Source organism: Pantoea sp. MBLJ3 (genome assembly GCF_000816655.1).
Lineage (GTDB): Bacteria > Pseudomonadota > Gammaproteobacteria > Enterobacterales > Enterobacteriaceae > Pantoea > Pantoea eucalypti.
In genome coordinates, this window is record NZ_JSUT01000010.1 from 140,506 (window position 1) to 164,729 (window position 24,224).

General features: G+C 56.0%; 21 protein-coding genes. 18 read left to right on the top strand and 3 right to left on the bottom strand.

Annotated elements, in window-relative coordinates; genetic code table 11:
- The first annotated feature begins 1 nt into the window (after position 1).
- The 7 genes from ispD (at position 2) to rpoS (ending at position 6,123) form a co-directional block, all read left to right on the top strand.
- On the top strand, positions 2 to 718 hold the full coding sequence (gene ispD / locus NP77_RS15455) for a 2-C-methyl-D-erythritol 4-phosphate cytidylyltransferase (protein WP_003849105.1): 717 nt from the start codon (positions 2 to 4) through the stop codon (positions 716 to 718).
- The gene (gene ispF / locus NP77_RS15460; protein ID WP_039660798.1) at positions 718 to 1,200 is read left to right on the top strand and encodes a 2-C-methyl-D-erythritol 2,4-cyclodiphosphate synthase; all 483 of its coding nucleotides are present in this window, start codon (positions 718 to 720) and stop codon (positions 1,198 to 1,200) included. The genes ispD and ispF overlap by 1 nt, the downstream gene beginning before the upstream one ends.
- Complete coding sequence (gene truD, locus NP77_RS15465; protein ID WP_008927106.1) at positions 1,197 to 2,237, top strand: tRNA pseudouridine(13) synthase TruD; 1,041 nt, start codon at positions 1,197 to 1,199, stop codon at positions 2,235 to 2,237. The genes ispF and truD overlap by 4 nt, the downstream gene beginning before the upstream one ends.
- Positions 2,238 to 2,428: 191 nt before the next feature.
- Positions 2,429 to 3,190 (top strand): 5'/3'-nucleotidase SurE, encoded by a 762-nt coding sequence (gene surE / locus NP77_RS15470; protein ID WP_003849099.1) that lies wholly within the window; start codon positions 2,429 to 2,431, stop codon positions 3,188 to 3,190.
- Positions 3,184 to 3,810, top strand: coding sequence for a protein-L-isoaspartate(D-aspartate) O-methyltransferase (locus NP77_RS15475; protein ID WP_003849097.1), 627 nt, complete (start codon positions 3,184 to 3,186; stop codon positions 3,808 to 3,810). The genes surE and NP77_RS15475 overlap by 7 nt, the downstream gene beginning before the upstream one ends.
- Before the next feature lie 162 nt (positions 3,811 to 3,972).
- Positions 3,973 to 5,073, top strand: coding sequence for a murein hydrolase activator NlpD (gene nlpD / locus NP77_RS15480; RefSeq protein ID WP_033743626.1), 1,101 nt, complete (start codon positions 3,973 to 3,975; stop codon positions 5,071 to 5,073).
- Between the two features lie 57 nt (positions 5,074 to 5,130).
- Entirely contained in the window at positions 5,131 to 6,123 is a 993-nt protein-coding gene (rpoS, locus tag NP77_RS15485; protein WP_003849090.1) for an RNA polymerase sigma factor RpoS, read from the top strand.
- A 128-nt stretch (positions 6,124 to 6,251) separates the two neighbouring features.
- Here rpoS and mutS read toward each other — a convergent pair whose 3' ends face one another.
- Both mutS and narL read right to left on the bottom strand, forming a co-directional pair.
- Positions 6,252 to 8,813 carry a DNA mismatch repair protein MutS gene (gene mutS / locus NP77_RS15490; RefSeq protein ID WP_008927102.1) on the bottom strand — a complete coding sequence of 854 codons (2,562 nt, stop codon included), beginning with the start codon at positions 8,811 to 8,813 and terminating at the stop codon, positions 6,252 to 6,254.
- A 304-nt stretch (positions 8,814 to 9,117) separates the two neighbouring features.
- Complete coding sequence (gene narL / locus NP77_RS15495; protein ID WP_052250649.1) at positions 9,118 to 9,786, bottom strand: two-component system response regulator NarL; 669 nt, start codon at positions 9,784 to 9,786, stop codon at positions 9,118 to 9,120.
- Positions 9,787 to 10,081: 295 nt separating this feature from the next.
- Here narL and NP77_RS15500 point away from each other — a divergent pair, with 295 nt between their 5' ends.
- The 7 genes from NP77_RS15500 to NP77_RS15530 all read left to right on the top strand — a co-directional run bounded on the left by NP77_RS15500 (position 10,082) and on the right by NP77_RS15530 (position 19,925).
- Entirely contained in the window at positions 10,082 to 11,473 is a 1,392-nt protein-coding gene (locus tag NP77_RS15500) for a NarK family nitrate/nitrite MFS transporter (protein WP_033761595.1), read from the top strand.
- A 101-nt stretch (positions 11,474 to 11,574) separates the two neighbouring features.
- Positions 11,575 to 15,336: a nitrate reductase subunit alpha gene (locus NP77_RS15505; RefSeq protein WP_039660776.1), complete on the top strand. Its 3,762-nt coding sequence runs from the start codon at positions 11,575 to 11,577 to the stop codon at positions 15,334 to 15,336.
- Complete coding sequence (narH, locus tag NP77_RS15510) at positions 15,333 to 16,877, top strand: nitrate reductase subunit beta (protein ID WP_039660777.1); 1,545 nt, start codon at positions 15,333 to 15,335, stop codon at positions 16,875 to 16,877. Before NP77_RS15505 ends, narH begins: the two co-directional genes overlap by 4 nt.
- Positions 16,874 to 17,602 (top strand): nitrate reductase molybdenum cofactor assembly chaperone, encoded by a 729-nt coding sequence (narJ, locus tag NP77_RS15515; RefSeq protein WP_039660779.1) that lies wholly within the window; start codon positions 16,874 to 16,876, stop codon positions 17,600 to 17,602. The genes narH and narJ overlap by 4 nt, the downstream gene beginning before the upstream one ends.
- Complete coding sequence (gene narI, locus NP77_RS15520; RefSeq protein WP_003849074.1) at positions 17,599 to 18,276, top strand: respiratory nitrate reductase subunit gamma; 678 nt, start codon at positions 17,599 to 17,601, stop codon at positions 18,274 to 18,276. The genes narJ and narI overlap by 4 nt, the downstream gene beginning before the upstream one ends.
- Before the next feature lie 150 nt (positions 18,277 to 18,426).
- Entirely contained in the window at positions 18,427 to 19,509 is a 1,083-nt protein-coding gene (gene mltB, locus NP77_RS15525) for a lytic murein transglycosylase B (RefSeq protein ID WP_003849072.1), read from the top strand.
- Positions 19,510 to 19,589: 80 nt separating this feature from the next.
- On the top strand, positions 19,590 to 19,925 hold the full coding sequence (locus tag NP77_RS15530; protein WP_003849071.1) for a zinc ribbon domain-containing protein YjdM: 336 nt from the start codon (positions 19,590 to 19,592) through the stop codon (positions 19,923 to 19,925).
- A gap of 33 nt (positions 19,926 to 19,958) precedes the next feature.
- Here the strand turns inward: NP77_RS15530 and NP77_RS15535 are convergent, their stop codons facing one another.
- On the bottom strand, positions 19,959 to 20,846 hold the full coding sequence (locus NP77_RS15535; RefSeq protein ID WP_039660780.1) for a dihydrodipicolinate synthase family protein: 888 nt from the start codon (positions 20,844 to 20,846) through the stop codon (positions 19,959 to 19,961).
- Positions 20,847 to 21,012: 166 nt separating this feature from the next.
- On the opposite strand from NP77_RS15535, the gene tam reads away from it, so the two are divergent.
- The 4 genes from tam (at position 21,013) to NP77_RS15555 (ending at position 24,198) form a co-directional block, all read left to right on the top strand.
- The gene (gene tam / locus NP77_RS15540) at positions 21,013 to 21,789 is read left to right on the top strand and encodes a trans-aconitate 2-methyltransferase (protein ID WP_039660782.1); all 777 of its coding nucleotides are present in this window, start codon (positions 21,013 to 21,015) and stop codon (positions 21,787 to 21,789) included.
- A gap of 105 nt (positions 21,790 to 21,894) precedes the next feature.
- Entirely contained in the window at positions 21,895 to 22,389 is a 495-nt protein-coding gene (gene pncC / locus NP77_RS15545) for a nicotinamide-nucleotide amidase (protein ID WP_003849065.1), read from the top strand.
- A gap of 95 nt (positions 22,390 to 22,484) precedes the next feature.
- Entirely contained in the window at positions 22,485 to 23,555 is a 1,071-nt protein-coding gene (gene recA / locus NP77_RS15550) for a recombinase RecA (protein WP_003849064.1), read from the top strand.
- A 124-nt stretch (positions 23,556 to 23,679) separates the two neighbouring features.
- The gene (locus NP77_RS15555) at positions 23,680 to 24,198 is read left to right on the top strand and encodes a regulatory protein RecX (protein ID WP_082040848.1); all 519 of its coding nucleotides are present in this window, start codon (positions 23,680 to 23,682) and stop codon (positions 24,196 to 24,198) included.
- Positions 24,199 to 24,224 lie beyond the last annotated feature (26 nt).

Below are 24,224 nucleotides of genomic sequence, written 5' to 3' on the forward strand. Positions count from 1 at the left end.
CATGAACACTCTGGCCTCCCTTGCGGATGTGATTGCCGTGGTGCCCGCTGCCGGAATCGGCAGCCGCATGCAGGCAACCTGTCCGAAGCAGTATCTGACGATTGGTCAGCACACCCTTCTGGAACACAGCATTGCACGTCTGTTTTCCCATCCCGCCATCAGACAGGTGATTGTCGCCCTCAGTCCCGATGACCAGCACTTCGCTTCACTGCCGCTGGCACGCGATCCGCGTGTGCTCAGGGTCACAGGCGGCGAGACCCGCGCTGAATCGGTGCTGGCCGGATTACAGGCCGCACAGGGTTCCGCCTGGGTGCTGGTCCATGATGCTGCGCGTCCCTGTCTGCATCCCGACGATCTTCAGAAACTGCTTAACGTGCGTGAACAGAGCCACGTGGGCGGAATTCTGGCTGCGCCAGTGCGCGACACTATGAAACGGGGCGAGCCGGGCAAAGCCGCAGTGGCCCATACCGTGGAACGCGACGATCTCTGGCACGCCTTAACACCGCAATTTTTCCCGCATGCGCTGCTCACTGCCTGCCTGACGCGGGCGCTGACAGAAGGCGCAACCATCACCGATGAAGCATCGGCGCTGGAGTATTGCGGCTATCATCCGCTGCTGGTCAGCGGACGCAGTGATAACATCAAAGTCACCCGGCCAGAAGATCTGGCGCTGGCGGCTTTTTATCTGAGTCAGATTCAATTAAAGGAGAGCGCATGATGCGTATCGGTCACGGTTTTGACGTTCACGCCTTTGGCGGAGAGGGTCCGTTAGTGATTGGCGGTGTGCGGATCCCATTTGAACACGGTTTTATCGCCCATTCGGATGGCGATGTGGCGCTGCATGCGCTGACTGATGCGCTGCTGGGCGCTGTGGCGATGGGCGATATCGGCAAGTTATTCCCCGACACCGATCTGGCCTTTAAAGGGGCGGACAGCCGCGGCCTGCTGCGTGAGGCCTGGCGTCGTATCGAAGCCAAAGGCTATCGCATCGGTAATGTCGACGTCACAATTATTGCTCAGGCACCGAAAATGCTGCCGCATGTGCCACAGATGCGCATCAACATCGCAGAAGATCTGGGCTGCCATATGGATGCGGTCAACGTCAAAGCGACCACCACCGAGAAACTCGGCTTTACCGGGCGCGGTGAAGGCATTGCCTGTGAAGCGGTCGCGTTAGTCCTGAAAGCTGACAGCCAATGAGTCTGAATTACCTGCACGGCACTCCTGTGGCCTCTGGCGTGATCAAAGCCAGTCCCGAAGATTTCGTGGTGGTTGAAGATCTCGGCTATGGCGCGGATGGTGAAGGTGAGCATCTGCTGGTGCGGATCCGTAAAACAGGTGCGAATACCCGTTTTGTGGCAGAAGCGCTGGCTAAGTACCTGGGTATTCATCCGCGCGACATGAGTTATGCCGGAATGAAAGATCGCCATGCGGTGACGGAACAGACCCTCTGTTTTCGCCTGCCGGGCAATGCGATGCCCGACCTGCGCGGTTTTACGCTGGAAGGGGTTGAGATTCTGCAGGCGGTGCGCCACAAGCGTAAGCTGCGCATCGGCGCACTGGCCGGAAATGCGTTCCGGCTGGTCATCCGTCAGATCAGCGATCGTGATGCGGTTGAAGCGCGTCTGGCGCAGATCCGCGATGCGGGCGCGCCCAACTATTTTGGTGAGCAGCGTTTTGGTCGCGGCGGCAATAACCTGGTGATGGCAGAAAAGTGGGCGCGCAATGAGATCATTGTCCGTGACCGCAACAAGCGCAGCCTGATGCTCTCTGCCGCGCGCAGTGCGCTGTTTAATCAGGTGACCAGTGCACGTCTGCAGCAGCAGGGCAGTCTGACTCAGGTGCTCAACGGCGATGCATTGCAGCTGACCGGTCGAGGCAGCTGGTTTGTGGCACAGCCTGAAGAACTGGCCGACTCACAACGGCGGGTTGATCACCATGAGCTGCGGATTACCGCGCCGCTGCCGGGACGCGGGGACGCTGGCACGCAGGCTGATGCGCTGGCGTTTGAACAGCAGACGCTGGCTAATGATACGCCGCTGCTGAGCCTCATTGAACGTGAGAAGGTCGATGCAGCCCGCCGCGCCATGCTGGTGGTGCCACGGGATATGCAGTGGCGCTGGTGGGATGACGTCACGCTGGAACTGACATTCTGGCTGCCCGCGGGGAGCTTTGCGACCAGCGTGGTCCGGGAGCTGCTGACCTCCGCAGACTCGCTCGATCAGATTGATGAGTAATCTTCGCTACAACATTACCCGCAGTGTGGGTAATGTTGCGGCAAACCCCCACCGCTGTGTGATTTACGCCTACCACTTCCTTGCGCGCCTCGTTAGAATGCAAAAATCGCTGTCCATTCCTCACCTGTTGCCATGCCGTTAAAACAGGTTCAGTCACGGCGACCAGTCGAATAAAAAAAGGTCAGAACGAAATGCGGATATTGCTCAGCAACGATGACGGCATTCATGCACCGGGTATTCAGACTCTGGCGAAAGCCCTGCGGCAGATTGCTGACGTGCAGGTTGTTGCCCCCGATCGTAACCGAAGCGGTGCCTCTAACTCATTAACGCTGGAAACACCTCTGCGTACCTTTACCCATGAAAACGGCGATATCGCGGTTCAGATGGGAACGCCGACCGATTGCGTCTATCTGGGGGTGAATGCGCTGATGCAGCCACGCCCTGACATTGTGGTGTCAGGCATTAATGCCGGTCCCAATCTGGGCGATGATGTGATCTATTCCGGTACGGTGGCAGCAGCGATGGAAGGGCGGCATCTTGGCCTGCCTGCAATCGCTGTGTCGCTCAATGGCCATCAGCACTATGCGACCGCAGCTGCAGTGACCTGTGCGCTTCTCCGGGCGCTAACGCATGAACCCCTGCGCACTGGCCGCATTCTCAATATCAATGTCCCCGATCTGCCACTCTCCGAGCTGAAAGGTATCCGCGTGACGCGCTGTGGCAGCCGCCATCCGGCTGATCAGGTGATCGCGCAACAGGATCCACGCGGCAATACCCTCTACTGGATAGGTCCACCGGGCGAAAAACTCGATGCAGGCCCGGATACAGATTTCGCTGCCGTTGATCAGGGCTACGTTTCTGTCACCGCGCTGCATGTTGATTTAACGGCGCACAGCGCGCAGAACGTGCTCAGCGACTGGCTGGCAAAAGCTGAGGTGAACCTGGCATGGTGAATCGGCGTATTGAGACATTGCTGTCACAACTGCGTCAGCAGGGCATTGATGATGAAAACCTGCTGAAAGCCATTAGCGAGGTGCCGCGTGAACGCTTTATCGACGAGGCGTTTGAGCATAAAGCCTGGGACAATGTTGCCTTACCTATCGGCTCCGGTCAGACGATATCACAGCCTTACATGGTCGCGCGGATGACCGCGCTGCTCGGGCTTAATCCGCATTCGCGTGTGCTGGAGATTGGCACAGGTTCTGGTTACCAGACGGCGATTCTTGCCCATCTGGTGGACCATGTTTATTCAGTTGAACGCATCAAAGGCCTGCAATGGCAGGCTAAACGCCGCCTGAAGCAGCTGGATCTGCACAATGTCTCTACCCGTCATGGCGATGGCTGGGAGGGCTGGCCTTCACGGGGGCCGTTCGACGCCATTATTGTCACTGCCGCACCTCCGGAAATTCCGATTGCGCTGATAGCACAACTGGCAGAAGGCGGCATTATGGTGCTGCCGGTTGGCGAAGAGCAGCAGGTACTCAAGCGGCTGCGTCGTCAGGGCGAGGAGGTTATCGAGGAGATCATCGAGCCGGTGCGTTTTGTTCCGCTGGTACAGGGCGATCTGGCCTGACGCTCTTCGTATTTCTTCACAACTGTTTCATGGCACCACGTACCTGATGTTGTTACTATCCAGTTTATTCAACAAAAATGCAGAAATTATCGCGCCACGCAGAGCATTCTGCTGACAGGTACAGTGAAGCAGATAGATCAGAGTTGCCATCACGGGGGATTAATGAGCACGGGAAGCACACTTTTTCAGTTACGCCGTCTGGCGGCGCTTTCACTGGTAGGTTTTTGGCTGGCAGGCTGCAGCTCCAGCGACAATTCTCAGGCACCTATCAGTCGCGTTGGCGATGAGGGCGGCATGATGAACAGTCAGGCGGGAGGAGGCCAGGTTTCTGGTGGCATTCCAGCCGCGCCGTCTCAGGGACAAATGTTAAGCAGAAATTCATCATCTACCCCCAGCAATGGTGGAATGATTAGTACCAGCAGTAATGTTGAGACGCAGAATGGCCGGATAGTGTACAACCGCAGTTACCAGAATATTCCTAAGGGTAGCTATTCCGGTGAAACATATACCGTTAAGCGTGGCGACACGTTGTTTTATATTGCCTGGATTACCGGCAATGATTTCCGTGACTTAGCCCAGCGCAACAACGTTCCCGCGCCTTATAGCCTGAATGTCGGCCAGACTTTACAGATTGGAAATGGGTCGGGTCAGCCGATTACCGGTGGCAATCCCATTACCGTTGCTGATGCAACACAGGGCGGGGTCCCTGTGGCACCACAAATTAAATCGCCTGTTGTTGCACAGCAACCTGTTATTACGTATTCTGATGATTCGGGTAATTCGGGTGGCAGCAAATTGTTGCCTTCGAAAGGAGCAAATGTTGCAACGACAACAGCTCCAGTAGTTACCGCACCCCCAACGGTTAGCAGTACAACTAACAGTTCAACGCCGGTCGGAAGCTGGCGCTGGCCGACTGACGGGAAGATTATCGATAACTTCTCTGCCGCCGAAGGTGGCAATAAAGGTATCGATATCGCCGGGACGCGCGGACAATCTGTTGTCGCCACTGCTTCAGGACGAGTGGTTTACGCAGGTAACGCACTCCGGGGTTACGGTAATTTAATCATCATCAAACACAATGATGATTACCTGAGCGCCTACGCCCACAACGATACAATGCTGGTTCGGGAACAACAGGAAGTTAAGGCGGGGCAAAAAATCGCTACCATGGGTAGCACCGGAACCAGTTCAGTCAGATTACACTTTGAAATTCGTTACAAGGGGAAATCCGTAAACCCGTTGCGTTATTTGCCGCAGCGATAATCCGGCAGAACAAAACAGATGTATGTTCTGCCCTGGAATCACGGGTAGGAGCCGCTTATGAGCCAGAATACGCTGAAAGTAAACGAGTTACATGAGAACGCGGAATTCGATGAGAACGGAGCTGAAATTTTTGACGAGAAGGCACTCGTTGAAAACGAAGCCAGTGATAGCGACGTAGCGGAAGAAGAGTTGCTTTCACAGGGTGCGACGCAGCGTGTATTAGATGCGACGCAGCTCTATCTCGGGGAGATTGGCTATTCTCCGTTGTTAACGGCAGAGGAAGAAGTTTTCTTCGCTCGCCGTGCATTGCGGGGTGATATCCCTTCCCGTCGCCGTATGATCGAAAGTAATTTACGTTTGGTGGTGAAAATCGCCCGTCGTTACAGCAATCGTGGTTTAGCTCTGCTGGACCTGATTGAAGAAGGTAACCTCGGCCTGATTCGCGCCGTAGAGAAATTTGACCCGGAGCGCGGGTTCCGTTTCTCAACGTACGCCACCTGGTGGATTCGTCAGACAATTGAACGGGCGATCATGAATCAAACCCGTACCATCCGTCTGCCGATTCACATTGTAAAAGAACTGAATGTTTATCTGCGTACAGCGCGTGAACTTTCTCACAAGCTCGACCATGAGCCAAGTGCGGAAGAGATCGCCGAACAGCTGGATAAGCCGGTTGATGACGTAAGCCGCATGTTACGTCTTAACGAACGCATTACCTCGGTTGATACGCCATTAGGCGGTGATTCTGAAAAAGCGCTGCTGGACATTCTGGCCGATGAAAAAGACAACGGCCCGGAAGACACCACGCAGGACGATGATATGAAACAAAGCATCGTCAAATGGCTGTTCGAACTGAACGCCAAGCAGCGTGAAGTGCTGGCGCGTCGTTTCGGCCTGTTGGGCTATGAAGCGGCAACACTTGAGGATGTAGGTCGTGAAATCGGCTTAACCCGCGAGCGTGTACGCCAGATTCAGGTTGAAGGTTTGCGCCGTCTGCGCGAAATCCTGCAGGCGCAGGGCCTCAGCATTGAAGCACTGTTTCGTGAATAATCGTTTATAAGACGATCTGAGTACGAATGCAAAAAGCGATGGTGAAAACCATCGCTTTTTTTATGTCAGCAGAAAATTTTTGCTGTTGATTAACGGCGCACCGCGCAATAACGCGGTGCACCACACTGTCAGACCAGCGATTTAAGACGATAAATCCAGTCGAGCGCCTGGCGCGGTGTCAGCGTATCCGGATCCAGCGCCTCAAGTGCTTCCACGGCAGGCGAGGTCTCTTCAACCAGCAGCGGTAGCTGAGAACCATCGACCGTCGATGAAGCCGAATGGTTTGAAACGTTCTCAAGTTCTTTGAGCTTATTGCGCGCCCGCTTAATCACCTCTTTAGGCACGCCCGCCAGCGCTGCTACCGCCAGACCGTAACTCTTACTCGCGGCCCCTTCCTGCACGCTGTGCATAAAGGCGATAGTGTCACCGTGCTCAACCGCATCCAGATGGACGTTGACCACGCCTTCCATTTTTTCCGGCAGGGTGGTCAGCTCAAAGTAATGGGTAGCAAACAGCGTCATTGCCTTGATGCGATTCGCCAGGTTTTCGGCGCAGGCCCAGGCCAGCGATAAACCGTCGTAGGTGGAGGTTCCGCGTCCAATCTCATCCATCAGCACCAGGCTGTTTTCGGTGGCGTTGTGCAGGATGTTAGCGGTTTCGGTCATTTCAACCATAAAGGTCGAGCGCCCGGAGGCGAGATCGTCTGCGGCACCGACACGGGTAAAGATGCGATCCAGCGGACCAATCAGCGTCTCATCAGCGGGAACAAAACTGCCGATCCATGCCATCAGTGCAATCAGTGCTGCCTGCCGCATATAGGTACTCTTACCGCCCATGTTTGGCCCGGTAATGATTAACATCCTGCGCTGGGGTGCCAGCGACAGCGGGTTGGCAATAAACGGCTCTTTCAGAACCTGTTCCACCACCGGATGGCGACCCCCGCTGATTTTAATCCCGGCTTTTTCCTGCAAGACCGGACGGCAATAGTTCAGTGACCAGGCCCGTTCCGCCAGGTTGCTCAACACATCCAGCTCTGCCAGCGCGGCAGCACTCAGCTGCAGTGCTTCAAGGTGCGGCAGCAGCTGGTCGAACAGTGCCTCATACAGGCTTTTCTCCAGCGACAGCGCTTTGCCCTTGGAGGTGAGGACCTTGTCTTCGTACTCTTTCAGTTCTGGAATGATGTAGCGCTCAGCGTTTTTCAGCGTCTGACGACGGACATAGTGCATCGGAACCTGATGACTCTGTCCTCGGCTGACCTGGATGTAGTAGCCATGCACACCGTTAAAGCCGACTTTAAGGGTATCCAGTCCCAGCTTTTCGCGTTCGCGAATCTCCAGCCGGTCAAGATAGTCGGTTGCGCCATCGGCCAGCGCGCGCCACTCATCCAGCTCTGCGTTATAACCGGGCGCAATCACTCCGCCGTCACGGATCAGCACAGGCGGTGACTCAATCACCGCCTGCTCCAGCAGCTCACGTAACGCGGTGAACTCGCCCATCTGCGCGCGCAGTTTCTGCAGCTGCGGTGCTTCGACATCGGCCAGCAGCTGGTTCAGTTCTGGCAGTTGCTGAAACGCATGACGCATGCGGGCCAGATCGCGCGGACGCGCTGTACGCAGCGCCAGGCGGGCCAGGATTCGCTCAAGATCGCCGACCTGACGCAGCACTGGCTGCAATACGTCGCTGAGATTTTGCAGCTCAGCAATCGACTCCTGACGCTGGTTGATGATGCGCGCATCACGCAGCGGCATATGCAGCCAGCGCTTCAGCATCCGGCTGCCCATTGGTGTGACGGTTTTATCCAGCACGGCCGCTAAGGTGTTGTCGGTGCCGCCGGCCAGGTTCTGGGTGATCTCCAGATTACGGCGGGTGGCGGCATCCATGATGATGCTGTCCTGCTGCCGCTCCATGCTCAGCGAGCGGATATGGGGCAGCGTAGTGCGCTGGGTATCTTTGACATATTGCAGCAGGCAGCCCGCCGCACTCAGTCCGAGGTGCGCATTCTCCACGCCGAAGCCATTGAGATCGCGGGTGCCAAATTGCAGGTTCAGCTGCTGACGCGCGGTGTCGATTTCAAACTCCCACAGCGGACGGCGGCGCAGGCCACGTCGCTGATCAATCAGCGACATCGCCTGAAAATCTTCGGGGTAGAGCAGTTCAGCGGGATTGGTGCGTTGCAGCTCCGCCGCCATGGTTTCTGCATCGGCAGGCTCGCTCAGGCGGAAACGGCCTGAACTGATATCCAGCGTGGCGTAGCCAAAACCGCGCGGACTTTGCACGATTGCAGCCAGCAGGTTGTCGTGCCGCTCCTGCAGCAGCGCCTCGTCACTGATGGTGCCTGGCGTGACGATTCGCACCACTTTGCGCTCAACCGGGCCTTTGCTTAGTGCCGGATCGCCTATCTGCTCACAGATGGCCACGGACTCGCCCAACTGCACCAGTTTTGCCAGATAACCTTCAACCGCATGATAGGGCACGCCAGCCATCGGGATCGGTTCACCCGCTGACGCACCGCGTTTGGTGAGTGAAATCTCCAGCAGCTGAGAGGCGCGCTTTGCGTCGTCATAAAACAGCTCGTAGAAGTCACCCATACGGTAAAACAGCAGAATGTCAGGATGCTCTGCCTTGAGGCGCAGGTACTGCTGCATCATGGGTGTGTGAGAAGGAAAGTCCTTTTCGGTTGGCTCTTGCATAAGGTTTTAGCTCATCTTTAATGCGGTAAATTTCTGGCGATCAACGCCCATGAAACCGAAAGGATTCCAGGCGCGCTGGATGATCAGATGATAACGAATAGGGCAGTGCATATGCCAGCCTGATAATCACCCCGATCCTGACCGGGTATAACCTGGCTGGCATCCTGACAAATGTGGCGGCCGCTGGCGACAGAAAAGTACCTGGTTTCCTGATTCTGATGTGGGGCTGCGAGACAGCTCGCGGTTTCTGCGACAGCTTTCGGCGGGCAGGGCGGCAACACGCCGCATCAGGGCGTGTTGCAGATCAGTGCAGCCCGTTTTGCAGCGCCCAGACGGCGGCTTCAAGTCGCGACTTAAGGTTCATTTTCTTCAGCAGATATTTGACGTGGACCTTGACCGTACTTTCACTGATGTCCAGTTTGCGGGCGATGGCTTTGTTGGTCATGCCGTCGCTGATCAGTTGCAGGATCTCGCGTTCGCGCCGGGTCAGCTGATTAATGTCGCGCGTCTGACCAGGCTGCGCTTCGCGTAATCGGGCAACCAGAATCGGTGTCAACGCTTCGCTCAGCACGATCTGTCCGGCAGCCGCATGATGCAGCGCTTTCAGCAGGTCTTCCGGTTCCATATCTTTCAGCAGATAACCATCAGCACCGCGTTTCAGCGCGCTGATCACATCCTCTTCATTATCTGAAACGCTGAATACCACCACCCGGCCAGAGAGGGCGATTTCACGCAGCTGGGTTAGCGTATCCAGTCCGTTCAGGCCTGGCATATTGAGATCAAGCAGGATCAGATCGGGATCGTGCAGCTGTGCCAGCGTCAGGCCATCAATGCCATTACCTGCTTCGGCAACGACCTGCAGTCGCTCATCCAGCGCAATCAGCTGCTTAAGTCCACTACGCAGCATGGGATGGTCATCGATCAGTAAAAGCGTAAATTTCCCGTCCGTCACTATGGCTCCTGTTCCTGTCATCTGCGTCAGCCCCGGCGGGCGACAATGCCTATCTTAACGGGGAAGTCCGGTCGCTATATACCCCTTATGGACTACTCCTTTATTTCCATTCAGACATCCCTTTGCTGACGGCGCTTGCGGCTGCCATTAAACCGCATGATTTATAAGGGTTATAAGCAGCCAGCTAACTACTTAACCGGGATGGTCAGGGATTGCCGCGCCTTTGTAACCTGCCTTGCCGTTGATTTGTATCAAGCAAGCCGCCAGGCCGGATACGCAGGATATGCACAATTATTATTCTGCTGATGAGAAATTTATGACCCAATCCGCTCCTTTGCAAACTCCGATGCGCGGCGCATTAATTCAGGACTGGCAGCCGGAAAACGAGGCGTTCTGGCAGGCGCGCGGTAAGCGTATCGCCAGCCGTAACCTGTGGATTTCTGTTTTCTGCCTGTTGCAGGGTTTCTGTGTCTGGATGTTGTTCAGCACCGTCGCGGTTAACCTCAATAAAGTGGGCTTTAACTTCAGCACCGAACAGCTCTTTTTACTGACCGCACTGCCGTCGGTTTCTGGCGCCTTGCTGCGTGTTCCTTACTCTTTTGTTATTCCCATCTTTGGCGGACGCCGCTGGACAGCCTTCAGCACTGGCATCCTGATCATTCCCTGTCTGTGGCTTGGTTTTGCTGTACAGGACAGCCAGACTTCATTCACCACTTTTATGGTGATTGCTCTGCTGTGCGGTTTTGGCGGTGCTAACTTCGCTTCAAGCATGGGCAACATCAGCTTCTTCTTCCCCAAAGCCCGTCAGGGCGGCGCGCTGGGCATCAACGGCGGTCTGGGTAATCTTGGCGTCAGCGTGATGCAGTTTGTTGCACCGCTGGCCATCTCCTGCGCCATTTTTGGTTTTGCGGATACAGGCCATACCACCGTCACCGGCGACAGCATCTGGCTGGAAAATGCGGCCTGGATATGGGTGCCGTTTCTGGCACTCGGCACGCTGGCGGCCTGGTTCGGCATGAACGACCTAGCAGCGGCGAAATCCTCGCTGCGTGAACAGTTGCCGGTGCTGAAACGCCCACACCTGTGGGTTATGGCATTGCTCTATCTGGCGACCTTCGGTTCATTTATTGGGTTCTCGGCCGGTTTTGCCATGCTGGCGAAGACGCAATTCCCTGATGTTGTGATCATGCATTACGCCTTTTTCGGCCCGCTGATTGGCGCGCTGGCCCGTTCAGCAGGTGGCATCATCTCTGACCGTCTCGGCGGCACCCGCGTCACGCTGGTCAACTACATCCTGATGGCGCTGTTTACCGCGCTGCTGTTCCTCACCCTGCCGGGTGACGGACATGACGGCTCATTTATCGCCTTCTTCGCCGTATTTATGGGCCTGTTCCTGACCTCCGGTCTGGGCAGCGGCTCTACCTACCAGATGATTGCGGTGCTCTTCCGCAAGCTGACGCTGGAACGTATCAAAGCTGAAGGCGGCGACGATGCGCATGCGCAGCGTGAAGCTGGAACGGAAACCTCGGCTGCGCTCGGCTTTATCTCCGCCATTGGCGCGCTGGGCGGCTTCTTTATTCCGCAGACCTTTGGCCTGTCGCTCGCGATGACCGGTTCACCCGCTGGCGCGATGAAAATCTTCCTGGTCTTTTACCTCTGCTGTATCGCAGTGACCTGGCTGGTTTACGGACGAAAAGCCCGCGCCTGATAACGATAAAGCCGGTGTGGCACACCGGCAAAATTTTCCTTTCTGTGTCACGACAGATGCAGAGTCAGCAATGTCATACAACGCCTTCAGGAGTATTCCGGATGAGCAAGTTTCTTGATCGATTTCGTTATTTTAAACAGCTGGCCGAGCCGTTTTCCGGTCAGCATGGCCAGACCTTAAACAGCAACCGCGACTGGGAAGATGGCTATCGCAGCCGCTGGCAGCACGATAAAATCGTGCGCTCCACCCACGGTGTTAACTGTACCGGCTCATGCAGCTGGAAAATCTACGTGAAAAACGGTCTGGTCACCTGGGAGACCCAGCAGACCGACTATCCGCGCACCCGCCCCGATCTGCCCAACCATGAGCCGCGCGGTTGTCCACGCGGTGCCAGCTACTCCTGGTATCTCTACAGCGCTAATCGCCTGAAATATCCGCTGATGCGCAAGAAGCTGATTCAGTTGTGGCGCGACGCGAAAGCGCAGCACAGCGATCCGGTGGAGGCCTGGGCATCCATCATCAGCAATCCGGAAAAAGCAAAAAGTTATAAGCAGGCGCGTGGCCGCGGGGGCTTTGTTCGTTCCAGCTGGCAGGAAGTCAATGAGATGATCGCCGCTGCGAACATCTGCACCGCGAAAACTTACGGCCCTGACCGCATTGTCGGATTCTCGCCGATTCCGGCAATGTCGATGGTCTCTTATGCGGCAGGCGCACGTTACCTGTCGCTGATTGGTGGCACCTGCCTGAGCTTTTACGACTGGTATTGTGACCTGCCGCCAGCGTCACCGATGACCTGGGGCGAGCAGACCGACGTGCCGGAATCGGCTGACTGGTACAACTCCTCTTACATCATCGCCTGGGGCTCTAACGTGCCGCAGACCCGCACCCCGGACGCCCACTTCTTTACCGAAGTCCGTTATAAGGGAACGAAAACCGTGGCGATCACCCCGGACTACGCTGAAGTCGCGAAGCTGTGCGATCAGTGGCTGAGTCCGAAGCAGGGCACCGACAGCGCGATGGCACTGGCTATGGGCCATGTGATGCTGAAAGAGTTTCATCTTGATCGCGAGGTTGGCTATTTCCGCGACTACGTGCGCCGTTATACCGATATGCCGATGCTGGTCATGCTGGAACCGCGCGAGGGCGGCTACTTCGCAGCAGGCCGTCAGCTGCGCGCCAGCGATCTGGTGGATGGTCTGGGTCAGGAAAATAACCCGGAATGGAAAACCGTCGCAATCAACGAGGCGACCGGCGAGCTTACCGCGCCGCAGGGATCTATCGGCTTCCGCTGGGGCGAAAAAGGCAAATGGAACCTGGAGCAGCGCGACGGCCTGTCACAAAAAGAAGTGGAGCTGCAGCTTAGTCTGCTCGGCAGCCACGATGAGGTGGTTGAGGTCGGTTTCCCTTACTTTGGCGGCATCACCAGTGAGCATTTCAACAGCGTCGCGCTGGATGAGATCCTGCTGCACAAACTGCCGGTGAAACGCCTGCAGCTGGCCAATGGCAGCGAAGCGCTGGTCACCAGCGTTTACGACCTGACCCTGGCAAACTATGGTCTGGATCGCGGTCTGGATGATGCCAACTGCGCGCAAAACTACGATGAGATCAAAGCCTATAGCCCGGCCTGGGCAGAGCAGATTACGGGCGTTTCCCGTCAGAACATCATCCGCATTGCCCGCGAGTTTGCCGAAAACGCCGAGAAAACCCATGGCCGCTCAATGATCATCGTCGGTGCCGGTATGAACCACTGGTATCAAATGGATATGAACTACCGTGGCCTGATGAACATGCTGATTTTCTGCGGCTGCGTGGGTCAGAGCGGAGGTGGCTGGGCGCACTATGTCGGCCAGGAAAAACTCCGTCCGCAGACCGGCTGGACCCCGCTGGCCTTTGGACTCGACTGGCAGCGTCCGCCACGTCAGATGAACAGCACCTCCTTCTTCTACAACCACTCCAGTCAGTGGCGTTATGAAACCCTGGCCACCAGCGAACTGCTGTCACCGCTGGCGGACAAAAGCCGCTACAGCGGCAGCCTGATCGACCTTAACGTACGGTCCGAACGTATGGGCTGGCTGCCGTCTGCGCCTCAGCTTAACGTCAACCCGCTGCACATCGCGGCACAGGCGAAAGCCGCCGGTCAGTCACCGCTGGATTATACCGTGGAGAGCCTGAAGCAGGGCACCATGCGGTTCGCCGCTGAACAGCCGGACGACCCGCAGAACTTCCCGCGCAACCTGTTTGTCTGGCGGTCCAATCTGCTTGGCTCTTCCGGTAAAGGGCATGAGTACATGCTGAAATACCTGCTAGGTACCGAAAACGGTATTCAGGGCAAAGATTTGGGCCAGCAGGGCCGCGTGAAGCCTGAAGAAGTTGAATGGCTGGACCAGGGCGCCGAAGGCAAACTGGATCTGGTGGTCACACTCGACTTCCGCATGTCGAGCACCTGTCTCTATTCCGACGTGGTGTTGCCTACCGCCACCTGGTATGAAAAAGACGATATGAATACCTCGGATATGCATCCGTTTATTCATCCGCTTTCGGCCGCTGTCGATCCTGCCTGGGATTCAAAAAGCGACTGGGAGATCTACAAAGGCATTGCCAAAGCTTTCTCCGATCTCTGTCCTGGCCATTTAGGCGTTGAAACTGACGTGGTTACGCTGCCGGTGTTGCATGATTCGCCAGCCGAACTGGCGCAGCCATTTGAGACTAAAGACTGGAAAAAAGGGGAGTGCGACCTGATTCCAGGCAAAACCGCGCCACACATTATGGTGGTGGAACGCGACTATCCGGCGACCTGGGCGCGTTTTACCTCGCTGGGACCGTTGCTGGATAACCTGGGTAACGGTGGCAAAGGCATCAGCTGGAACACCAGCAAAGAAGTCGATTTCCTCAAACAGCTGAACTACGTCAAAGCGGATGGCCCGGCGGCAGGACGGCCGAATATCGACACGGCGATCGATGCAGCAGAAGTGATCCTGGCGCTGGCACCGGAAACCAATGGTCAGGTGGCGGTGAAAGCCTGGCAGGCGCTAGGCACTATTACGGGTCGTGACCACACGCATCTGGCACTCAACAAAGAAGACGAGAAAATCCGCTTCCGCGATATCCAGGCTCAGCCGCGCAAAATTATCTCCAGCCCGACCTGGTCAGGTCTTGAAGATGAACACGTTTCTTACAACGCCTGCTACACCAACGTTCATGAGCTGATCCCGTGGCGCACCCTGAGTGGCCGTCAGCAGCTTTATCAGGATCATGAGTGGATGCGCGCCTTCGGGGAAAGCCTGATGGTCTATCGTCCGCCCATTGATACCCGCGCGGCGAAGCCGTTGCTGAACAGCAAGCCCAACGGTAACCCGGAGAAGGCGCTGAACTTCCTGACGCCACACCAGAAGTGGGGCATTCACTCAACCTACAGCGACAACCTGCTGATGCTGACGCTGTCACGTGGCGGACCCATCGTCTGGATGAGTGAAGATGACGCCCGCGAGCTGGGCATTGTGGATAACGACTGGATCGAAGCGTTCAACGCCAACGGCGCGCTGACTGCGCGTGCGGTCGTGAGCCAGCGCATCCCGGCCGGTATGACCATGATGTACCACGCCCAGGAGCGCATCGTGAATATCCCCGGGTCGGAGATCACCAGCCAGCGCGGCGGCATCCATAACTCGGTGACACGAACCTGCCCGAAACCGACCCATATGATCGGCGGCTATGCGCAGCTCTCCTGGGGCTTTAACTACTACGGCACTGTCGGCTCCAACCGCGATGAATTCGTGGTGGTGAGAAAAATGAACAACGTTAACTGGTTAGATGGGGAAGGCAACGATGCCTGCCAGGGCAGCCAGCAGGAGGTAAAACCATGAAAATTCGTTCACAGGTCGGCATGGTGCTGAACCTCGACAAATGTATCGGCTGCCACACCTGCTCGGTGACCTGTAAAAATGTCTGGACCAGCCGCGAGGGCATGGAATACGCCTGGTTCAACAACGTCGAAAGCAAACCTGGCGTCGGCTATCCGCACGCCTGGGAAGATCAGCAGAAGTGGAAGGGCGGCTGGATCCGTAAGATCAACGGCAAGCTGGAACCGCGCATGGGCAGTCGCGTCGGCCTGCTGTCGAAGATCTTCGCCAACCCGGATGTGCCGGCGCTGGATGATTATTACGAGCCGTTCGATTTCGATTATCAGCATCTGCACACTGCGCCGGCCGGTAAACATCAGCCGATCGCACGTCCGCGTTCGCTGATCACCGGTCAGCGGATGAAAAAGATCGAAAACGGCCCGAACTGGGAAGAGATCCTCGGCGGCGAGTTTGCCAAACGCGCGCAGGATAAAAACTTCGATAACATCCAGAAGGAGATTTACGGCCAGTTTGAACACACCTTCATGATGTATCTGCCACGCCTGTGTGAGCACTGCCTCAACCCGGCGTGTGTGGCGACCTGTCCAAGCGGCGCGATCTACAAGCGCGGTGAAGATGGCATCGTGCTGATCGACCAGGATAAATGTCGCGGCTGGCGCATGTGCCTGACCGGCTGTCCGTACAAGAAGATCTACTTCAACTGGAAAAGCGGCAAATCAGAAAAATGTATTTTCTGTTATCCACGTATTGAAGCGGGTCAGCCCACCGTCTGCTCAGAAACCTGTGTCGGCCGTATTCGCTATCTCGGCGTGCTGCTCTATGACGCTGACCGCATTGAAGAGGCTGCCGCAGCAGAAAACGAGAAAGATCTCTATCAGAGCCAGCTGGATATCTTCCTTGATCCTAATGATCCCGTGGTGATTGCGCAGGCGCTGAAAGATGGCGTCGCGCAGAGCGTGATCGACGCAGCACAGCGATCCCCGGTTTATAAAATGGCGATGGAGTGGAAGCTGGCGCTGCCGCTTCACCCTGAATACCGCACGCTGCCAATGGTCTGGTATGTGCCACCGTTGTCACCGATTCAGTCGGTGGTGGATGGTGGGGCGCTGGCGCACACCGGCGTGCTGCCGGATGTGGAAAGCCTGCGCATTCCGGTTGAGTACCTGGCGAACCTGCTAACCGCAGGTGACACCGCACCGGTGTTGCTGGCACTGAAACGGATGCTGGCGATGCGCCATTACAAGCGCGCAGAAAGTGTGGACGGTGAGCATGATATCCGGGCGCTGGAGCAGGTCGGTCTGACCGAAGCGCAGGCGCAGGAGATGTACCGCTATCTGGCGATCGCAAACTATGAAGATCGCTTTGTGGTGCCCTCCAGCCACCGCGAACTGGCACGTGAAGCCTTCCCGGAAAGCAAAGGCTGCGGTTTTAGCTTTGGCGATGGCTGCCACGGCAGTGACACCAAATTCAATCTGTTCAACAGCCGGCGTATTGATGCCATCGATGTCAGCAAAAAAACCAGCCGTCCCGAGGAGGCCTCATGATGACGCTGCGTGTTCTGTCACGCCTGCTGGACTACCCGGACGAGGCGTTGTTTACGCACTATCCCGACCTGATTGCGGCACTGGAAGAGGCCAGTGAACTTAACCTGCAGCAGAGCGCACGGCTGGTGCGCTTTATCCATGAGCTCTGCGCCCGACCAATACTGGATGTGCAGGCTGATTACTGCGAGCTGTTTGATCGCGGCCGCGCCACCTCGCTGCTGCTGTTTGAACATGTACACGGGGAATCCCGCGATCGCGGTCAGGCGATGGTCGATCTGCTTGAACAGTACCGGGCCGACGGTCTGGAGCTGGACAGCAAAGAGTTGCCCGATTATCTGCCGCTCTACCTGGAATATCTCGCCTGTAAAAGCGATGAAGCCGCGCGTCAGGGGCTGGATGACATCGTGCCGATCCTGGCTTTGCTGGCTGCGCGGCTGGAAGCGCGTCAGAGTCCTTATGCTGACCTTTTCAGGGTGTTACTGACGCTATCCGGTAGCGCGGTCGATCCTGCGGCCCTCAAGCCCCAGGTGGCGCAGGAAGCGCGGGACGATACCCCGACAGCACTGGATGCGGTCTGGGAAGAGGAGCAGATTAAATTTCTCGGCGAACAGGGTTGCGCCTCGGCGCAGCAGGCGATGCATCAGCGTCGCTTCGCCGATGCGGTTGCGCCGCAGTATCTGGATATTGCCGCGGCGACGGCGCGCAGCACGGGAGAATCAGCATGAATTTTATTAACACTTTTTTCTTCGATATTTACCCCTATCTTGCCGGAACGGTCTTCCTGGTGGGAAGCTGGCTGCGCTATGACTATGGGCAGTACAGCTGGCGGGCCGGCTCCAGTCAGATGCTGGACAAAAAAGGAATGCGTCTTGCCTCTAACCTGTTCCATATCGGCATCATCGGTATCTTCTTCGGCCATATCGTCGGGATGCTGACGCCGCACTGGATGTATGAATCGTTCCTGCCAATCGACGTGAAGCAGAAGCTGGCGATGATAGCCGGAGGCCTGTTTGGTGCATTGACGCTGGCGGGTGGCGCGCTGCTGCTGAAGCGCCGTCTGACCAATCCTCGGGTGCGGGCCACCAGTAGCGTCGGCGACATTCTGATCCTGACACTGCTGGTGGCTCAGGCCACGCTGGGCCTGCTGACCATTCCGTTCTCCGCTCAGCATATGGACGGCAGTGAGATGATGAAGCTGGTGGGCTGGGCTCAGGCAGTGGTGACCTTCCACGGTGGCGCGTCGCAGTATCTGGAAGGCGTGGCGTTTATCTACCGCGTGCACATGGTGCTGGGTATGACGCTGTTCCTGCTGTTCCCGTTCTGCCGACTGGTGCATATCTGGAGCGCGCCGGTTGAGTATCTGACCCGTCGTTATCAGCTGGTGAGAAACCGCCGCTAAACGCCCGATGGCTGCGGGGGAGACACCGCCCCGCAGCCCTGTTTGATCCACTGCGGCGTTGACGTTTTTTTAACATTCCGGACTGTATGTCACTGCGCTGAACGACTACTATTACCGCATCTGAATTTACCCCTCGTTTATGGATAACCGATGCGTCTCAAGTTAGCCCTCCTTGCGTTCATCCCGCTTCTGGCCTCCTGCAGCAGCAAACCTGAAGTTCCGTCCCAGCAGAAGATGCTGGCTGCACCTCAGGGCGGTTTTTTACTGCAGCCGTCCCACAGCGGACAGGCAATGTTCGGCGACTTCGCCGGTAATCCGGCAGCAGAGCAATTTATCGATAAGATGGTGGAGAAGCATGACTTTGATCGTGAGCAGTTGCACAACATCATCGGTCAGGCTAAGCGACTGGATTATGTGCTGCGGCTGATGGATCGCCAGGCGCCGAGCTACACGCCTGCGCCGGGGCCTAACGGTGCCTGGATCCGCTATCGCAACAAGTTTATTACGCCCGATAACGTACAAAACGGTGTGGCGTTCTGGAACCAGTATCAGGATGCGCTGCAACGTGCGCAGCAGGTCTATGGTGTGCCGCCAGAAATTATTGTCGGCATCATTGGCGTGGAAACCCGCTGGGGTCGCGTGATGGGGAAAACGCGGATCCTGGATGCGCTTGCAACCTTATCGTTTAACTATCCGCGCCGCGCCGAGTACTTCAGCAGCGAGCTGGAAACCTTCCTTCTGATGTCGCGTAAAGAGCAGGATGACCCGCTGGCGCTGAAAGGGTCTTTCGCCGGGGCGATGGGCTATGGCCAGTTTATGCCGTCGTCTTACAATGATTATGCGGTTGACTTCAACGGCGACGGTCACGCAAACCTGTGGGATCCGGAGGATGCTATCGGCAGCGTGGCGCACTACTTCCAGAAGCACGGCTGGCGCAGCGGCGAAAATGTGGCGGTTCCGGCCAGCGGTCAGGCACCGATGCTGGAAGATGGCTTCAAAACCCGTTACAGCGTGAGCATGCTGGCGGCGTCAGGCCTGTCACCACAGGGCTCGCTGGACGGAAACGATCAGGTCAGTCTGCTGCGCCTCGACTTAGGCACCAGCTACCAGTACTGGTACGGCTTACCGAATTTCTATGTCATTACCCGCTACAACCACAGCACCCATTATGCGATGGCGGTGTGGCAGCTGGGTGAGGCGGTGAGCAAGGCACGGCAGGGTGGCCTGTTATAAAGGCTATCCTTGTTAACTGTAAGGTTATATGATGACGCCCTTTTTCAGGCCACACAGCCACTGATATCTCTGGAGTCGTTATGTCTTTACCTGCCTGCCCAGCTTGTCACGCCGATTACACCTGGCAAGATGGCGATAACCTCAACTGCCCCTCCTGCGGTCATATCTGGACCGAAGGAGAGGGTGACAGCAGCAACGGATCGCTGGAAGTACGTGATGCCAATGGCAATCTGCTGGCAGATGGCGACAGCGTCACGGTGATTAAAGATCTCAAGGTGAAGGGCAGCTCCTCATCGCTGAAGATTGGTACCAAAGTGAAAAGCATCCGTCTGGTGGAAGGGGATCACAACATCGATTGTAAAATTGACGGTTTTGGTCAGATGAAATTGAAATCTGAGTTCGTGAAAAAGAACTGAGATCCGGGGCGCAGGGATGCGCCCGTTATTCAGTTAGCTGAAAAGCCGATCGATCGCGGCGCACTGTTCCGCATTCAGCGCACCACCGTAGTTACGTGAGGCGCTGTTCATTGAGTCATAACGACGTGCCACGGCCGTCTTAATCGTCGTCACAAAATCATCGCCAATACTGTAAATTGCCATCAGCCTGCCGATCTGCTGCTGCAGACGCGTCAGCTCAGACAGATTGCCATTTCGCCACGCGGCCATCATCTGCGCAAAGTACTCTGGTACAAGATTATTCAGACCTGAAATCACCCCGGTGCCGCCCGCCAGCAGATTGGGAAGCAGATATTCGTCATAGCCTGACAGCACGGCAAAATCACTGCGCACTTTGCTGGTCTCCTCAATCATCGCCCGGTTATGCGACAGGCAATCCACCGTATCTTTGATACCCACAAAGTTAGGTAACTTTGCTGCCAGCGCAGCAATCAGCGCCGGCGTCAAATCACAGCCGGTGCGTGCCGGAAAATTATAGGCAAACCATTTTCCCCCAAGCTGCGCGTCAAGTGCCTCGAAGTAGTGCATCAGTTGCTGTTGCGTCTGGCCGTAATAGTAGGGCGGCAGCACCATCACTGCGTCAAAGTTATTTTTCCAGGCGGCTTCAGTCAGTTCCAGCATGTCAGGGATACAGGTCGCCGAGACATTTGCCACCATTTTTAGAGGTGACAACGGCCTGGCTTCCCTGATCAGCTGTAAACGCTCCTGCTGTGTCAGTGAGGCGAATTCACCAATGCTGCCCATCACCAACAAGGTATCCAGACCGGAATCATTGAGGCGGGCAAAATGTCGTCCGAGCGCGTCGATATCGAGTTCACCCTGCGCATTGAACGGGGTGACGCTAGGGCACCAGACGCCGGCAAAAGCCGATTTTTCACTCATAGCGAACTCCTGGATGGGGCGTTAAAAAATGAAACAGTGTTTTAACTTAATTATTCCAGTCCGTCTCTGCCACCACATGATTCAAAAGTGAGCAACGTGTCGCACTTTTTCGTCTTTCATCCGTCTCAGTAAGCGGATGCATCTGATAACTGAGCGAGAGGTCATGATGAAAGAGTGGGATCCTGTGCTGTATCGTAAATTTGAAGCGGAACGAACCCGTCCAGCCCGCGAATTGCTGGCGCGCATTAGCCTTGAACAGGTTGAGCAGGTAACCGATCTGGGATGCGGGCCCGGCAACAGTACCGAGCTGCTCGCCGATACCTGGCCGCTGGCGCAGGTCACCGGACTCGACAGTTCAGCGGCGATGTTATCTCAGGCCAGCGAACGCCTGCCGCACTGCCGTTTTGTTCAGGCAGATATTCGCAGCTGGCAGGCAGAGGTGCCGCAGCAGGTTATTTATGCCAACGCTTCTCTGCAATGGCTCGACAACCACACCATGCTGTTTCCTCATCTTGTCAGCCAGCTGGCAATCGGAGGCGTGCTGGCTATCCAGATGCCTGATAACCTTAATGAGCCCTCGCATCAACTGATGCGCGAGGTGGCGGCAACAGAGCGCTGGCATTCACGCATCAATGCCAGTGCAGTTGAACGTACAGAGCTGCTTTCAACAGGCGAGTACTACAATCTGCTGGTGCAGGCCGGTTGTGAGGTGGATATCTGGCGTACCACCTACTATCACGTAATGGCCGATGCGCAGGCGATTATCAGCTGGCTGCAGGCGACAGGCTTACGGCCTTTCCTGGCGACGCTGGATGCGTCTGAACAGACAGCTTTTCTGTCTGATTATCATCAGCGTCTGCTTACCGCCTATCCGGCTCAGGCCGATGGTCAGGTTCTGCTCGCTTTCCCGCGTCTTTTCATGGTTGCGATGAAAAAAGAGTAAGTACGATGGAAAGCCGGTCGCAAAAACAGTGCAATCGGGATAAGCGTCCTTGAAAAAGCAGACTTTCTGCACCACCTTCAACCCATAACCCAGGGAGAAATGGCAATGGATGATCAGCAGTTGCAGGCGCTTAGTGCGCAGATAGGTGAGAAGCTGAAGCAACGCAATGCCACCGTAACCTGTGCGGAATCCTGCACGGGTGGATGGATTGCTAAAGTCTTTACCGATATCAGCGGCAGTTCCGCCTGGTTCGAACGCGGTTTTGTGACCTACAGCAATGAAGCAAAACAACAGATGGTGGATGTGCAGGCTGACTCGCTGGCGCAGTATGGCGCGGTCAGTGAAGCGGTGGTGCGCGAGATGGCGCAGGGTGCCCGCAAGGCGGCCCATGCTGACTACGCGATCTCTGTTAGCGGTATTGCGGGCCCGGATGGCGGCAATGAAGAAAAACCGGTGGGTACGGTGTGGTTCGGCTTTGCCGGTCCACAGGACAACGTGTTGGCGTTGAAGCAACATTTTAACGGCGATCGTGAGGCCGTTCGCCGCCAGTCGGTAGCATGGGCCTTACAGACGCTGTATGGCGAATTTCTGACAAATTAAACTTGATACTGTATGACTATACAGTATAATTACTGGCAACAGAAAGAGTACAGGCACCCTGAGTGCGTGTTTACCCGGCTTGATTAGGAGTTGAAATGGCGATTGATGAAAACAAACAGAAGGCTTTAGCTGCCGCGCTTGGCCAGATTGAGAAACAATTTGGTAAAGGCTCCATCATGCGCTTGGGTGAAGACCGCTCAATGGATGTGGAAACCATCTCTACTGGTTCGCTGTCGCTGGATATCGCGTTAGGCGCAGGCGGTCTGCCAATGGGTCGTATCGTTGAGATCTACGGACCGGAGTCTTCTGGTAAAACCACGCTGACCCTGCAGGTTATCGCGTCTGCGCAGCGTAAAGGCAAAACCTGTGCCTTTATCGATGCTGAGCATGCGCTCGATCCGGTTTACGCCAAGAAACTGGGCGTAGACATTGAGAACCTGCTCTGTTCTCAGCCCGATACGGGTGAGCAGGCGCTGGAAATCTGTGATGCGCTGGCGCGCTCTGGTGCGGTTGATGTCATCATCGTCGACTCCGTTGCCGCTCTGACGCCTAAAGCAGAAATTGAAGGTGAAATCGGTGACTCTCACATGGGCCTCGCGGCACGTATGATGAGCCAGGCCATGCGTAAGCTGGCCGGTAACCTGAAGCAGTCTAATACCCTGCTGATCTTCATCAACCAGATCCGTATGAAAATTGGTGTGATGTTTGGTAACCCGGAAACCACCACCGGTGGTAACGCGCTGAAGTTCTACGCTTCTGTCCGCCTTGATATCCGTCGTATCGGCGCAATCAAAGAGGGCGATAACGTGGTCGGCAGTGAGACCCGCGTTAAAGTGGTGAAAAACAAAATCGCCGCGCCATTCAAACAGGCTGAGTTCCAGATCATGTATGGCGAAGGTATCAATACCTTTGGTGAGCTGGTCGACCTGGGCGTGAAGCACAAGCTGATTGAAAAAGCGGGTGCGTGGTACAGCTATAACGGCGACAAGATTGGTCAGGGCAAATCGAATGCCGGCAACTTCCTGAAAGAGAATGCTGCTGTGGCAAACGAAATTGATCTGAAGTTGCGTGAGATGTTGCTCAACGGCGCGGATGAAAAACTCGCAGCAGCTGACAAGGCTGCCGAGAAAGAAAACGCAGCAAGTGAAGCGAACGAAGACTTCTAATCACTGATGCGGGAGGGGCGAAAGCCTCTCCCATCGTTGTTTCCCCCCGCCATTACTCTTCTTGCCTTCCCTCTGTCCTGTTCTGTCGCCATAATCTCACTCCTGTTTGTACAAGGTGCGCAGTATGACTGAACCCTCTCAGCCCCAACCTGATGTCGTCTCCTATTCCCGTCTGCTGGACCGTGCGATGCGTATTCTTGGCCAGCGCGATCACAGCCGTGCAGAATTAGCCCGTAAGCTGCAACAATCAGCGCAGCGTGCCGCATGGGCACAGAAAAAAGAGCCTGAAATTGTCACTGAAACGCTGCTTGAACAGGTACTGAATTGGTGCCAGGAGAGCGGCTGGCTCAATGACGAACGTTTTACCGAGCGTTTTATTCAGAGTCGAAGCCGCAAAGGTTTTGGGTCGCAACGTGTGCGCCTCGAACTGGCCCAGAAAGGCATTGACCGTGAATCCATTGATCTTGCGATGGAAGAGACGGAAGTCGACTGGGCGGTGTGCGCGGCTCAGCTGGCGGAACGAAAATTCGGACACCCATTGCCCACAGAGTGGAAAGAGAAAGCGAAAGTACTACGCTATCTGCAGTCAAAGGGCTTTATGACCGAAGATATCCAATCCGTTTTCAGAAATTTTGATGACTAAAAGCCGATGTAATTTTACTTCCCACT

Bases quoted from the DNA above. Each gene is read 5' to 3' on its own strand.
- ispD (WP_003849105.1), top strand. From the start codon at position 2: ATGAACACTCTGGCCTCCCTTGCGGATGTGATTGCCGTGGTGCCCGCT.
- ispF (WP_039660798.1), top strand. From the start codon at position 718: ATGCGTATCGGTCACGGTTTTGACGTTCACGCCTTTGGCGGAGAGGGT.
- truD (WP_008927106.1), top strand. From the start codon at position 1,197: ATGAGTCTGAATTACCTGCACGGCACTCCTGTGGCCTCTGGCGTGATC.
- surE (WP_003849099.1), top strand. From the start codon at position 2,429: ATGCGGATATTGCTCAGCAACGATGACGGCATTCATGCACCGGGTATT.
- NP77_RS15475 (WP_003849097.1), top strand. From the start codon at position 3,184: ATGGTGAATCGGCGTATTGAGACATTGCTGTCACAACTGCGTCAGCAG.
- nlpD (WP_033743626.1), top strand. From the start codon at position 3,973: ATGAGCACGGGAAGCACACTTTTTCAGTTACGCCGTCTGGCGGCGCTT.
- rpoS (WP_003849090.1), top strand. From the start codon at position 5,131: ATGAGCCAGAATACGCTGAAAGTAAACGAGTTACATGAGAACGCGGAA.
- mutS (WP_008927102.1), bottom strand. From the start codon at position 8,813: ATGCAAGAGCCAACCGAAAAGGACTTTCCTTCTCACACACCCATGATG.
- narL (WP_052250649.1), bottom strand. From the start codon at position 9,786: ATGACAGGAACAGGAGCCATAGTGACGGACGGGAAATTTACGCTTTTA.
- NP77_RS15500 (WP_033761595.1), top strand. From the start codon at position 10,082: ATGACCCAATCCGCTCCTTTGCAAACTCCGATGCGCGGCGCATTAATT.
- NP77_RS15505 (WP_039660776.1), top strand. From the start codon at position 11,575: ATGAGCAAGTTTCTTGATCGATTTCGTTATTTTAAACAGCTGGCCGAG.
- narH (WP_039660777.1), top strand. From the start codon at position 15,333: ATGAAAATTCGTTCACAGGTCGGCATGGTGCTGAACCTCGACAAATGT.
- narJ (WP_039660779.1), top strand. From the start codon at position 16,874: ATGATGACGCTGCGTGTTCTGTCACGCCTGCTGGACTACCCGGACGAG.
- narI (WP_003849074.1), top strand. From the start codon at position 17,599: ATGAATTTTATTAACACTTTTTTCTTCGATATTTACCCCTATCTTGCC.
- mltB (WP_003849072.1), top strand. From the start codon at position 18,427: ATGCGTCTCAAGTTAGCCCTCCTTGCGTTCATCCCGCTTCTGGCCTCC.
- NP77_RS15530 (WP_003849071.1), top strand. From the start codon at position 19,590: ATGTCTTTACCTGCCTGCCCAGCTTGTCACGCCGATTACACCTGGCAA.
- NP77_RS15535 (WP_039660780.1), bottom strand. From the start codon at position 20,846: ATGAGTGAAAAATCGGCTTTTGCCGGCGTCTGGTGCCCTAGCGTCACC.
- tam (WP_039660782.1), top strand. From the start codon at position 21,013: ATGAAAGAGTGGGATCCTGTGCTGTATCGTAAATTTGAAGCGGAACGA.
- pncC (WP_003849065.1), top strand. From the start codon at position 21,895: ATGGATGATCAGCAGTTGCAGGCGCTTAGTGCGCAGATAGGTGAGAAG.
- recA (WP_003849064.1), top strand. From the start codon at position 22,485: ATGGCGATTGATGAAAACAAACAGAAGGCTTTAGCTGCCGCGCTTGGC.
- NP77_RS15555 (WP_082040848.1), top strand. From the start codon at position 23,680: ATGACTGAACCCTCTCAGCCCCAACCTGATGTCGTCTCCTATTCCCGT.